This window comes from Thermoplasmata archaeon (assembly GCA_035532555.1).
GTDB lineage: Archaea > Thermoplasmatota > Thermoplasmata > Lutacidiplasmatales > UBA184 > Lutacidiplasma.
The window spans coordinates 87,017-98,949 of the sequence record DATKQS010000009.1; the positions used below are offsets into that span (position 1 = coordinate 87,017).

Annotated in this window: 10 protein-coding genes and 1 tRNA gene; 7 read left to right on the forward strand and 4 right to left on the reverse strand. The window is 67.4% G+C overall.

The features are described from left to right. Positions 1 to 35 precede the first annotated feature (35 nt). Complete coding sequence (locus VMV28_02310; protein HUZ79442.1) at positions 36 to 1,004, reverse strand: proline racemase family protein; 969 nt, start codon at positions 1,002 to 1,004, stop codon at positions 36 to 38. 322 nt (positions 1,005 to 1,326) lie between these two features. On the opposite strand from VMV28_02310, the gene VMV28_02315 reads away from it, so the two are divergent. From VMV28_02315 to VMV28_02325, 3 genes are read left to right on the forward strand one after another with little or no spacing between them, the layout of a single operon-like run. Further along, positions 1,327 to 2,931, forward strand: coding sequence for an aspartate aminotransferase family protein (locus tag VMV28_02315; GenBank protein HUZ79443.1), 1,605 nt, complete (start codon positions 1,327 to 1,329; stop codon positions 2,929 to 2,931). Next, positions 2,931 to 3,077 (forward strand): hypothetical protein, encoded by a 147-nt coding sequence (locus tag VMV28_02320; protein ID HUZ79444.1) that lies wholly within the window; start codon positions 2,931 to 2,933, stop codon positions 3,075 to 3,077. Before VMV28_02315 ends, VMV28_02320 begins: the two co-directional genes overlap by 1 nt. A 9-nt stretch (positions 3,078 to 3,086) precedes the next feature. Further along, positions 3,087 to 4,574, forward strand: a complete 1,488-nt coding sequence (locus VMV28_02325; protein HUZ79445.1) for an aldehyde dehydrogenase family protein — start codon at positions 3,087 to 3,089, stop codon at positions 4,572 to 4,574. On the opposite strand, the gene VMV28_02330 is transcribed toward VMV28_02325, so the two are convergent. Next, the gene (locus tag VMV28_02330; protein ID HUZ79446.1) at positions 4,546 to 6,057 is read right to left on the reverse strand and encodes an aspartate aminotransferase family protein; all 1,512 of its coding nucleotides are present in this window, start codon (positions 6,055 to 6,057) and stop codon (positions 4,546 to 4,548) included. The genes VMV28_02325 and VMV28_02330 overlap by 29 nt on opposite strands. Positions 6,058 to 6,162: 105 nt before the next feature. On the opposite strand from VMV28_02330, the gene VMV28_02335 reads away from it, so the two are divergent. From VMV28_02335 to VMV28_02350, 4 genes are all read left to right on the forward strand, one after another. Beyond that, positions 6,163 to 7,506, forward strand: coding sequence for an aspartate aminotransferase family protein (locus VMV28_02335; GenBank protein ID HUZ79447.1), 1,344 nt, complete (start codon positions 6,163 to 6,165; stop codon positions 7,504 to 7,506). A 111-nt stretch (positions 7,507 to 7,617) separates the two neighbouring features. Then, complete coding sequence (locus VMV28_02340) at positions 7,618 to 9,030, forward strand: methyltransferase domain-containing protein (protein ID HUZ79448.1); 1,413 nt, start codon at positions 7,618 to 7,620, stop codon at positions 9,028 to 9,030. 191 nt (positions 9,031 to 9,221) lie between these two features. Beyond that, complete coding sequence (locus tag VMV28_02345; protein HUZ79449.1) at positions 9,222 to 10,091, forward strand: hypothetical protein; 870 nt, start codon at positions 9,222 to 9,224, stop codon at positions 10,089 to 10,091. Positions 10,092 to 10,129: 38 nt separating this feature from the next. Further along, complete coding sequence (locus VMV28_02350; protein ID HUZ79450.1) at positions 10,130 to 10,354, forward strand: hypothetical protein; 225 nt, start codon at positions 10,130 to 10,132, stop codon at positions 10,352 to 10,354. A 66-nt stretch (positions 10,355 to 10,420) separates the two neighbouring features. On the opposite strand, the gene VMV28_02355 is transcribed toward VMV28_02350, so the two are convergent. Beyond that, positions 10,421 to 10,495 (reverse strand) — tRNA-Glu (locus tag VMV28_02355). An 86-nt stretch (positions 10,496 to 10,581) separates the two neighbouring features. Continuing rightward, positions 10,582 to 11,886, reverse strand: coding sequence for a 3-hexulose-6-phosphate synthase (gene hxlA / locus VMV28_02360; GenBank protein HUZ79451.1), 1,305 nt, complete (start codon positions 11,884 to 11,886; stop codon positions 10,582 to 10,584). Between the last annotated feature and the right edge of the window lie 47 nt (positions 11,887 to 11,933).

Here is an 11,933-nt window from a genome sequence, read left to right on the forward strand (position 1 = left end):
ATCGCCGACCGCGTCCGCGTCGGGTTCCCGAGAGCTCACCCTCGTGGATTCCGGATCAACGGATCGTCGCGGTCGACGAGAAGTTCCGTTTCACCCGTGACATAGGCCGAGCCGCGGATCGCAGGGTAGAGGATCCCGTCGCGGCGCACTAGTCGACCCACGAATCGAGTGCCGAGAACGCTCTCCTGCCGCCAGAGCGCTCCCTCGGCAAGCTTTCCATCGGCGTACAGGCAGGCCATCTTCGCGCTCGTTCCCGTGCCGCATGGGGAGCGATCGTACGCGTCCCCAGGGCATAGCACGAAATTCCGAGCATCCGCGTCGGGCCGTTGCGGCGGTCCGGAGAGCTCGACGTGGTCGATCTCCGCCCCATCGGCCCCGGTGATGCCCTTTCGGTGCAGTTCCCGTCGGATGGCAACGGTCCGGTCCGTGAGGGCGGGTACGTCGGCGAGCCGCAGCTCGATGGTCGGATCGGCGACGAGGAAGAACCAGTTCCCCCCCCATGCGATGTCCCCGTAGACCCGTCCGTACCCAGGGACTTCGAGCTCGACGTCCTTGTGATGGCGGTAGCTCGCAACGTTGGTGAACGTCACCTCGTGAGCGTTGTGCAGCTCGGCAGAAACCACGCCGACCGGCGTCTCGAGCCGGTAGGTTCTCGGGGCCGCGATCCGGCCCAGGTGGTGGAGGGTAACGAGCACTCCGATCGTACCGTGCCCGCACATCCCGAGGTACCCGACATTGTTGAAGAAAACCACACCGGACGCGACCGGAGCGACCGGTGCGCAGAGGAGCGCCCCGACGGCGATGGGCGAGCCCCTAGGTTCGTCTACGATAATCCGACGAAAGTTGTCGTGGAGGGTCCGGAAGCGCTCGACACGGCTCGCGAGCGATCCGCCCCCGAGGTCGGGCCCTCCGGAGAGGACGACGCGGGTCGGCTCCCCTTCAGTGTGGCTGTCGATCACCCGGATGCGCCCGTCAGCGGGTCGTGGATTCCCGTGCGACGCCATGCGACCCAAGGGGGCCCGGCCGCCCCGGGAGGCCATGGCGCCCGCGAACGCATCAACCTTCGGGGCCCCGGAGACCGACCCCCGCGGGGACCCCACTCGGCAGGTGAAGGGTTACCCAACCGTGTCCGAAGTGGATAATTTGGAGAACTTATAGCAGTGTTTTCGAGGGCGAGTTGGCAATATCATCGATATAGAGTCCTTTAACTTAACACGCGTGAAAATGTATTATAACGTACATCTTACGTACCACGGATTCCGTGGGTTCGCTGTCTATATATACGGTCCCCCGGGTCGATGAGACAGTTACGGAGATGAAATTCTCATGGCGGAATCGGAGACCGCCCCAACTCCCCCACCCCGAGCCCCGGGCGACCGTCCGGGCGCGGATGGCCGACCGGTCCGGGAGCTGCCGGCAGGCCTGAAGGCAGAGGGCGCCGCGCAGCCCTCCATCGTCCCTGCCGAGAACGCCGCCGCGGCCGACGCGCGGAAAGAGGAGCTGTCACGAGAGGCCAAGAAGGACCCGACCTCTGCCCCCCTCGTTGTCGAGGTCGAAACCCCTCCGGAACTGCCGATCCCGATCGCACGGCTCGTGCCCAAGCTCAGGAAGAGCGCGAAGCTCTTCGCGGAGGGGAAGCTCTACGTTCCGAACGCATCGAGCTCCTTGATCCGGGTCGCCTCCTACGATCCCTGCCCACCGTTCATCGCTCGCGGGAAGGGCGCCCGCATCTGGGACGAGGACGAGAACGAGTACCTCGACTTCAACCTCGCGTACGGGTGCCTCATCAACGGGCACGCACCCGCGGACCAGGTGCGTGCGATCGCCGAGCAGGCGGAGAAGGGGATCCACTTTGCTGCCCCTACCGAGCTCGAGATCGACGTAGCGAAGCAGTTCCGCCGGCTCGTCCCGAGCGCCGAGCGCGTCGCGTTCTGCTCGAACGGTTCCGACGCCACGATGAACGCTATCCGGATCGCCCGCGCCGTGACCGGCAAGGATGCCATCTTGAAGTTCGAGGGCCACTACCACGGCCAGCACGACTACGCGCTGATCAGCGCCGAGGCTCCGCCGATCGTGGCGGGCCTGGACGAGTATCCTCGCCCGCTCCCGAACTCCGCCGGGATCCCGCCGGGCGTCACGGACTACGTGATGGTCGCGCAGTACAACAGCATCGTCTCCTTCGAGCGGATGGTCAAGCGCTACCGCGATCGGCTCGCCTGCGTGATCCTGGAACCAATCATGGCGAACGCGGGGGTCATTGCGCCGGTCCCGGAGTACCTGAAGCGGATCGTGGAGATCGCCCACCAGAACGAGATCCTAGTCATCTTTGACGAGGTGTTCACGGGATTCCGGGTGGCACCCGGAGGCGCGCAGCAGCTCTACGGGGTAGAGCCCGATCTCTCTTGCTGGGCGAAGGCGCTCGGCGGAGGCGTGCCGATCTCGGCGGTCTCGGGGAAGGCTGAGTACATGGACTCGATCGCGCCGGGCCGGATCTCCTTCGGAGGTACGTACTTCGCGAACAACCTGTCCCTCTCCGGAACGCTCGCGAACCTCAAGCACCTCGCGCGCGGAGGAGAGGAGTTGTACGCGCGCTTTGGGCACCTCACCAACAAGCTCGAGAAAGGCATCGAACAGGCCGCGCGCGACGCCAAGGTGTCCGTCCTGGTGCAGTCGGTCAACGGGATGCTGCAGTACTTCTTCACCCGCCGCAAGAAGATCCAGAACTACCGGGAGGCCCTCCAGATCGACTGGAACCTCTACTTGCGCAACCACCAGCTCCTGCTCGACAAGGGGATCTACACACATCCGGACAACTACGAGCGGATCACCTTCTCGAGCGCGCACACGGACAAGGACGTGGAGCGGTTCATCCAGGCGATCGGAGAGACCTTCACCGAGCTCAAGACGCTCCCGCGCGATTACCTGGCGTGATGGCCGCGTCCCCGGCTGCCCGGATGGTCATCGGCGGGGAGTGGGTCGACCTGCTCGCCCACTACACGGTCCTGAGGAACATCGGTGCCGACTTCGCGGGCCCGGTGCGGAAGGGATGGCATTACACGGTCTACGGCGATCCGTAGGCAGGTCGCATGATCGAGGGAGTGCCGTCGGACGGCCGCGGTCGCCTGTTCATCGCGGGAGAGTGGCGGGCTCCGGCCGGGGGAGGGTACCGACCCGTGGTCGATCCATCGACAGGGAGCACGGTCGGGCAGGCGCCGATCGCTTCTGTGGACGAAGCGCGCGCTGCCGTGGACGCGGCCGCGGCGACCGAAGAGAGCTGGGCGGCGGTCACCGGCCATCAACGAGCGCGCATCCTGCGGGAGATCGCCCAGCGCCTTCGCGCCGATCGGGACCCCCTCGCTCACCTGATCGCCCTCGAGGTGGGCAAGCCGATCACCGAAGCGAGAGTCGAGGTCACCCGGGCGGCGAGCGTCTTCGAGCTCGCGGCCGAGGAGATCCGGCAGCTCGGAGGGGAGAGCTATCCGGCCGACGCCTACGAGTATCCGGTCGGCAACGATCGTCGATTCCTGTTCACCGTCCGGGACCCGATGGGGGTCATCGTCGCGATCGGCCCGTTCAATTTCCCCCTGAACCTCCTCTGCCACAAGATCGCTCCAGCGCTGGCCGCTGGGAACCCCGTGGTTGCCAAGCCGACGAGCAGCGCGCCGTTCACGGCGCTCCGCCTCGCCCAGCACCTCGAAGCGTCGGGGATCCCGCCGGGGGTGTTCAACGTCGTCATCGGCCCGGGCGGCGCGATCGGCAGTGCGCTCGTCGAGCATCCCCGCACGCGCCTCGTGACCTTTACCGGATCGACCGAGGTCGGCAAACAGCTCGCGGAAGCCGCGGGCCGGCACGCGAAACGCGTGATTCTCGAGCTCGGCGGGCTCGATCCGTTCATCGTGCTCGACGACGCGGCCCTCGACGTGGCGGTCGCGGCCGCCGCGCGAGGAGCGTTCGGATATTCGGGCCAGGTCTGCACAGCCTCCAAGCGGTTCCTCGTCCAGGAAGCGGTGGCCGACCGGTTCGGCATCGCGCTCGCGGCGCGGGCCAAAGGGCTCCGCCTGGGACCGGCCAGCGAGGAGACCACCGAGCTCGGCCCGCTCATCGACCGGGCCGCGGTCGATCGGGTCGAGCGAATGGTGGAAGACGCACGTCGTCGGGACGCTACGGTCCTGACGGGCGGCCGGCGCTCGAATGCCTTTCCGGGTGGGAACTTCTTCGAGGCGACAGTGCTCGACTCCGTGCCCGAGGGTGCGGAGGTCGTGCGGCAGGAGCCGTTCGGTCCGATCGCGCCGATCCTCCGCTTCGAGAAGATCGAGGACGCGATTCGGATCGCCAATGCCACTCCGTACGGACTGCAGGCCTCCGTCTACACCCGGGATCTCGCGCGGGCGTTCCGTGTAGCGAAGCGGATCCGAGCCGGCTCGGTCCATCTCAATGACCCGACGAACTTGCGCTGGGACGCGCTTCCCTTCGGTGGGGTGAAGGAGAGCGGGCTCGGCCGTGAAGGGATCCGCGACGCGATGCTCGAGATGACCGAGGTCAAGCTCATCTCGGTGAACTACGCCGACGGTTGATCCGTCGGATCGCGGCACCCGAGGCCGTGGGATGGGGTTGGTACGCGGCCGGACGTCGAGCGTGAGCCGGAGGCGGCGATGGGCTCGATCCGTCGGCGGCGGATGCCGTTGCGGGAGGCTGGCGGTCGAGGTCTCCGATCGCCTGTTCGAAGATCTCGGTCCCACGCTCGAGGAGCTCGTCCTCGATCGTGAGCGGGGCCATGAACCGCAGCACCTGATCGTACGAGCCGGCGGTGTGCATGAGCACCCCGCGGCCGAGCATGCCCGTGCGTACCGATTTCGCACCCTCGGTCCAGGGGGAGCGCGCGCGGGCATCGCGGACGAACTCCGTGCCGATCATGAAGCCGAGACCGCGCACGTCGCCGATTGCGGGGTGGGACGACGAAATGGAGCGGAACCGCTCGAGCAAGCGAGCACCGCGCGTCCGGGTCCGCTCGATCACATCCGTTCCGGCGAGGATGCGGAGGACCTCGGTTCCGACCGCGAGCGCGAGGGGATTCCCTCGATAGGTTCCCAGGTGGAATCCGGGGGGGAGTTCGGGAGCGAGATCCTCGCGGTAGGCGACCAGCGAGAGGGGGATTCCGCCCCCGATGCTCTTCGCGATGCACAGGATGTCCGGGGTCACTCCGGAGTGTTCCACGGCCCAGAAGCGTCCGGTCCGGCCGAGTCCCGTCTGCACTTCGTCGGCGATGAGCAGGATGTGATGGCGGTCGCAGAACTCCCGCAAGGAGGGAAGGAAATCGGCCGGCGGGACCACGTACCCTCCTTCGCCGAGGATGGGCTCGACCAGCACCGAGGAGATCTGATCGATCCCCGAATGCGGGTCCGTGACCAGATGCTCCAGATAGCGGATCGTTCCGGCCGCGCCCGTGTCGGCACCGAGGACCGGGTGGTACGGGTCGGGGTACGGAACTCGAACGATCGAGCCTCCGTGGAAGGACGTGGTGCGATGGTACCGGCGGCCGCTCGTCAGGTTGACCGCTCCGCCGTGGACCCCGTGGTACGCCCCGGAAAAGGCGACGGTGCCGGTGCGGCCCTGAGCAAAATCGGCGAGGCTAACGGCCGTCTCGACCGCATCGCCGCCCGTGACCGTGAAGAGGATCTTCGCATGATTCTTCAACGTTCCCGGTAGATGCGCCTGGAGCTCGCGCAAGAACTCGATCCGTGCCTCGGTCGGGAGTTCGAGGGCGTGCCAGATCTTGCCTGCCTGGGCGTGGAGGGCCGCTTCGAGGCGAGGGTGGCGGTGACCGAGATTGAGGACCGAGATGCCCGCGACCCAGTCGATGAACCGGTTGCCGTCGACGTCCTCGATCGTCGCTCCCTGGGCGGAAGCGATCGCGATCGGAAAGTGGCGGGGGTAGGAAACTGCCTCGGTCTCGAGTCGCGCCTGCTCGGCGAGGAGTTCCCGGGAACGTGGACCCGGAGGGGGATGGAGGATCCGGGGAGCGTCCCGATAGCTCGACCACTCGGCATCGCGGGTCATCGACGTGCTCGCGCGCTCCAGTGCCCTTGCGCATATCACAATGCCCGGAGGGTCGCGCGGCGATGGGCCCTTATTAGGGGAGGCTCGCTCGCCGAGTCGAGAGCGATGGATCCCGAAGCGGAGCGCAAGATCGTACGGGAGACGAACTACGTCACCTGGCGACGCCAAGGCGGATGGGATCCCGTGGTCGTGGTCCGTGCCCAGGGGTCCAAGTTCTGGGACCGGGCCGGCAAGGAGTACCTCGATCTATCGGCCCAGCTGATCGCGACGAACCTCGGCCACGGGAACGAGCGGGTCGCCCAGGCGATCGTCGATCAGGCGCGCACGTTGCCGTACGTCGCCCCCGGCATGTCGACCGAGGTCCGCGCGCAGGTCTCGGCCCGGCTCCTCGAGGTGCTGCCCTCCCCGCTTTCCCGGTTCTTCTTCAGCACGTCGGGGACGGAGGCGAACGAGGCCGCGCTGAAGATCGCACGGGCTGCGACCGGCCGCACGAAGGTGATCTCGCGCTTCCGATCCTATCACGGCGCCACGGCCGCCTCGATCTCCGTGACGGGCGAGCTCCGTCGTCGGGTCATCGAGAAATTCCAGAAGGTCCCGGGAACCGTCTTCGCTCCCGACTGTTACTGCTATCGCTGCCCGTTCGGGCTCACGTACCCCAGCTGCAACGTGGAGTGCGCGGAGTACGTGGACCAGCAGATCACGCGGGAGGGGGACGTCGCGGCGATGATCGTGGAGCCCGTGGTCGGCACGAACGGCGTCATCGTCCCGGTGCCGGAATACCTTCCCCGCATCCGCGAGATCACCCGAAAGCACGAGGTGCTTCTGATCGCGGACGAAGTGATGAGCGGCTGGGGCCGCGTCGGGGAGTGGTTCGCGGTCAACCATTGGAACGTCGTCCCGGACATCCTGACGACCGCGAAAGGGATCACCGGCGCGTACGCGCCTCTCGGATTGACGGCGACGACCCCGGCGATCCACGACATCTTCCAAGAGCGTTACTTCCCGCACGGACACACCTACGAGGCGCACCCGCTCACCCTCGCGCCGGCCGTCGCGGCCATCGAGGAGTATCGCCGTCTCGCCCTCATCGAGAAATCACGACGGGACGGGGAGTATCTATTGGGCCGGCTGCGGGAGATCCAAGCCCGGCACCCATCGGTCGGAGAGGTCCGGGGCCTCGGGCTGTTCGCGGCGGTGGAACTGGTCAAGAACCGCACGACCCGCGCGCCGTTCAACACCGAGGACGACAAGATCGCGGGGAGGCCTCTCGTGGCCGATGCCGTGAGCCAGGCGATGATGAAGGAGGGGGTCTACTGCATCAGTTGGGTGTCGCACCTCGTGATCGGACCTCCCCTCATCATCACCCGAGAGGAACTCGACCACGGCCTCGAGGTGCTCGACCGTGCCCTGGCGGTCGCCGACGCCCGCGTGGATCCCTCAACGGCGTAAGCGCTCAAGAACCACCTCGGGGTTCGGTGGAACACGACGCGCTGGCTAGTCCGCTTCGGATACGATGGTGCCGCGTTCGACGGCTGGGCCCGCCAGCCGGGTCGCCGTACGGTGGAAGGAACGATCCGATCGGGAGTCGTGCGCCTCGGCATCGCTCCGAACGCAGACGCCGCTCGCATCGATGTTGCGAGCCGTACCGACGCCGGGGTCAGCGCGCGCGGGAACGTTCTGACCGCTACGAGCCCGCTCGCGGGCCCCGCCTTCTTGCGGGCGATCAACGGAACCGCCGAGGATATCTTCTTCAACGCGGCCCGTGAGGTCGACGAAACCTTCCGCGTCCGAAGCGCGACGCACCGCGTCTATCGCTACTACTTACCCGGGAACGAGCGCCGGATCCATCACCTGGAGGAGGGCGCTCTCCTTCTCGGCTCGAGCGTCGACGCGCGTACCTTCGGCCGCGGCCTACCGGCCGAGCGGGCAAGCCTCCGGCCGATCGAATCAATCCGGGTGCACGCCGCCGTTCGCGGGATCTGGATCGAGGTGAGAGCTCCCTCGTTCGTGTGGGGGATGGTCCGCAAGATCGTCGGCGGTCTCCTGATGTGGGAGAGCGGCTCGCTGTCCTCGGAGAAGCTTCGGGCGGCTGCCCGCGGCAAGGAGCGGCTCAGCCTACCGCTCGCCCCGCCGGACGCGCTCGTCCTGTGGGAGGTCGGGCACTTGGGACCGTGGGAGTTCAAGTTCGAGCGGGCCCGCCGCCATCAACTCCGGTACCGCCTCGAGTCGGCGCGTCGGGCCGACGCTCGGGTTCATGTGCTCGACGCCCTCAACGCCCCGGAGGCCGGGCGGTCCAGCGAGCCCGACGTGATCGCGGACCCAGCCTCGCCGCTTTCGAGCGCGCGTGCGAAACGACTGGTACGAGACGGATGGGATCAGGTCTCACTTCGATACCGTTCGGATGACGCCGCAGCGGATCCGTTCCGACATACGGCCGCGGAGTATGAACCGTGGTTGGGGCCGATCCTCGATCACGTCGACGCGGGAGCGGAGGTGCTCGACCTCGGGTGTGGGTGCGGCGTCCCGATCGCCCGTCGGCTCGCGCCGAGGTATCGGGTCACGGGCGTGGATATCTCCGACGTTCAGATCGAGCGGGCGCGCGCGCTCGTTCCTTCCGCACGGTTCATCCGCGTAGACATGGCCAAGGTCGCCTTCGCCGAGAACATGTTCGGAGCGGTCGTTGCGCTCTATTCCATGATCCATCTGCCGCTCGCCGAGCAACGCCCGCTCTTCGAGCGGATCTACTCATGGCTCATGCCAGGGGGATTCTTCCTCGCCACCCTGGGAGCCGAGGCGTACACCGGTATCGAGAGAGGGTGGCTCGGATCGGAAGCAACGATGTATTGGAGCCATGCCGACGCCGGGACGTACCAGCAGTGGCTCGGGGAACTCGGGTTCGAGCCGATCGAGCAGGCGTTCGTCCCGGAAGGGGACGGCGGACACACGAGGTTCCTCGTACGCAAGCCAAGGTGACGGACCGAGCCGTCCGCCCCGTTCCAGTGGTTTTGCGCTGCTCGCGTCTCCTCCGAGAGACTTCGAGGGAAACGACCTTGGGAGAGGAGCGCCCTCCTCGGAACGCACCCGCAAGGTGTCCAACGGACCCACCCCCATCTTGGACTCAAGTACAACTAGCCGGGGTCCGCATCGAGGGAGCGGTGAACCTCATGGAGACAAACCCGGCCGTGGTCGCCCACGAGACGATCGTAACGAAAGGCGCGAAGCTGAGCGCGAGCGAAACGGCGCGAGGAACCGCAAGCGCCGGCCCCTCTTCGCCCAGACCCCCACCGACATCGGGAGGATCGACGGGCACAGCGACCCACGCAGGCTCTTCGGCTCACGTCGGGGCGACCGCCCAGCTGGGTGCGCAGGCGCCCGCGGGGACTTCGGCAGGTCCCTCCTCGATCGGAATCCACGTCGTGAACACCGGGACCATCCATGGCGCAACAACGGCGTCCACGTCCACCGGCGTGTCCACAAGCACGATCGCGCATGCCGGAGTGGCGGCCCACGGGATCGCTCAAGGCTCCGCCGGAGCGTCGGCGGGTTCCCCTTCGGTAGGGGCTCACGCCGTGGGTGCAGCCGCAGGCAAGACCTCAATCGACCTCAACGCTGCCGGGGCAGCGGCGGGCAAGACCTCGACCGGCATCCACGCCGCTGGAGGGACCACAATCCACGGTGTTACGCATATCGCTCCGATCACCATCGGCACACATGCCGCGGGACACGGCTCGATCGCGGTCTCGGCCACCGGAGCGCTGTCGAGCGGTGCGAAGTCCATGATGGCAACCTCGGTCAGCAAGATCGGATGGGCCGCGAAAGTGGGCGCGATCGCCGCGAAGGGGAGCTTGGCCGCGAAGGTCGTCGCCGTCGCGAGCGTCGGCGTCGCGGGCCTGGTCATCGCGGCTCATACGGGCGCTGCACCCGGCGTGGAGACCGCGCTCTCCGTGGTGCCGGTCTGGAGTCATGGACATAGCCTGCTCAGCCAGGTACAAGCGGGGATCCAAGGCCGCGCTTCCGGCGGGTTGAACCTATAGCGGAAGGTCCCGGGAGTCCCCAAGAGGCAGGAGGAGCCATGGACGCGGACTTTCTGCCGCGCCGGACCCCTCCCGCCAGCCCGGGAACGCGCTGGCCGCACTGGACCGGCATCGTCCTGGTCCTGGCAGGCGTCGTCGTGGTGGTCGCGGAGACCAGCAGCCTCCTGATGGTGGTCGGGGCACTCTTCGTCGTGGCGGGAGCGTACTCCCTCCTGCGCGGATGGAGCACCAAGTACACCCGAGCTTCGCTGTCGACCGACTAGTCCGCGCGCGATATCGCTCGTCCCGTACCCCGTTCGGTCCGATCCTCCGGCACCGAAGGGAAGGAGTGCTCCCGGCGGGATTCGAACCCGCGTTACGTGGTCGAAGGCCACGAATCCTTGACCGGACTAGACTACGGGAGCGCCTCGGGCGGCCCTCGTTCGCGAGCGCCGGCCCGTCCTATTGAGCTTTCGTGTGGGTCGAGTGCCCCGTCGGACCCGAGCACGGCTCAGCCGACCCGTTCCCATCGCTCGAGCTTCTGAACCTTGGAGAGCGTCGATCCGCGCTGGATCTCCTCCCGGACGCGGTTCTCGTGCTCGAGCACGTCCAGCGATCGGTTCGCGATCTCCTGCGCCCGCTCGCGCGGAACCACGACGATCCCGCTGAGATCGCCCACGATCCAGTCCCCGGGACGGACGCGCTGGCCTCCGACCAGGACCTCGATCCCGATCTCACCGTGGCCCTTCGGCTCTCCGGCGTTCGGGCTCAGGTTCCGGCTGAAGATCGGCAGCCCGATATCGAGGATCGCATCGATGTCCCGGGCCGCGCCGTCGATGACGACCCCCGCGACGCCCCGTCCGCGAGCGCTCCAGCTCGCGAGCTCCCCCCAGACGGCGGTGCTGCTGCCTCCGGCGTCGATCACGATTACGTCCCCGGGGCCGGCCCGGTCGATCGCCTCGACCGGCTTCGCCCAGTCCCCGTCCCGGGTCACGACGGTGACGGCGGGGCCGACCATGCGAACGGTCCGGTCCGTAAGGTGCGGCTGGATACCGTGCATCGCTCCTTGGCGCTGCATCGCGTCGGTGACGTTCGGGCTCGAGACCTTCGAGAACGCCTCCCGGATCTCCGTTCCCGAGTACCGCCGGAAGAGCTCGGTGGAGACCTCTTTCTGCGTATCGATCGCGCGCCGGATCTCGCGGGTCGCTTCCACGATCTTCGGGCTCTTGGTGATCGCGCCCCCGACGATGAGGATCTGCGCGCCGGCGCGGGTCGCGCGCGCGACGCTCTCGCTGTTGAGACCTCCGGCGACCGCCACGGGGATCGGTGAGCCCCTCGCCAACTCCTCGATCATGGCGAACGGCGTCTTTCCCTGCATCTGCATGTCGATCCCGACGTGCCAGCAGACCGCGGCCGCTCCGAGCTCGGCGGCTCGCCGCGCGCGCGCGACGGGATCGGCCACGTTCAACAGATCCACCACGACTTCCGCTCCGTAGAGCTCGCCGCCGCGCACCGCGTCGGCGATCGTGTCGTCGTCCGCGGTTCCGAGGACGGTCACCACGTCGGCGCCGGCCTTGGCCGCGATCTCGACCTCGAAGGCGCCGGTGTCCATGATCTTCATGTCGGCGACGATGCGATGGCTCGGGAACGCCTTCTTCAGCTCCCGGACCGCGTCCAGTCCTTCGCTCTTGATCAGCGGGGTTCCGGCTTCGATCCAATCCGCCCCGCCCTCGACCGCCTCCCGAGCGGCGAGCAGCGCACGAGAGAGGTTCTCGAAGTCCAGCGCGACCTGGAGAACGGGCCGGTCGAGCCTCATCGCTCGATGGAGGCCGGTGGCGGTATTAACCATCGCCTCGCTCTCAC

Excerpts from the sequence above, each read along its gene's own strand:
- VMV28_02350 (HUZ79450.1), top strand. The coding sequence starts at position 10,130 with ATGGACGCGGACTTTCTGCCGCGCCGGACCCCTCCCGCCAGCCCGGGA.
- VMV28_02335 (HUZ79447.1), top strand. The coding sequence starts at position 6,163 with ATGGATCCCGAAGCGGAGCGCAAGATCGTACGGGAGACGAACTACGTC.
- VMV28_02345 (HUZ79449.1), top strand. The coding sequence starts at position 9,222 with ATGGAGACAAACCCGGCCGTGGTCGCCCACGAGACGATCGTAACGAAA.
- VMV28_02310 (HUZ79442.1), bottom strand. The coding sequence starts at position 1,004 with ATGGCGTCGCACGGGAATCCACGACCCGCTGACGGGCGCATCCGGGTG.
- VMV28_02325 (HUZ79445.1), top strand. The coding sequence starts at position 3,087 with ATGATCGAGGGAGTGCCGTCGGACGGCCGCGGTCGCCTGTTCATCGCG.
- VMV28_02320 (HUZ79444.1), top strand. The coding sequence starts at position 2,931 with ATGGCCGCGTCCCCGGCTGCCCGGATGGTCATCGGCGGGGAGTGGGTC.
- VMV28_02330 (HUZ79446.1), bottom strand. The coding sequence starts at position 6,057 with ATGACCCGCGATGCCGAGTGGTCGAGCTATCGGGACGCTCCCCGGATC.
- VMV28_02315 (HUZ79443.1), top strand. The coding sequence starts at position 1,327 with ATGGCGGAATCGGAGACCGCCCCAACTCCCCCACCCCGAGCCCCGGGC.
- hxlA (HUZ79451.1), bottom strand. The coding sequence starts at position 11,886 with ATGAGGCTCGACCGGCCCGTTCTCCAGGTCGCGCTGGACTTCGAGAAC.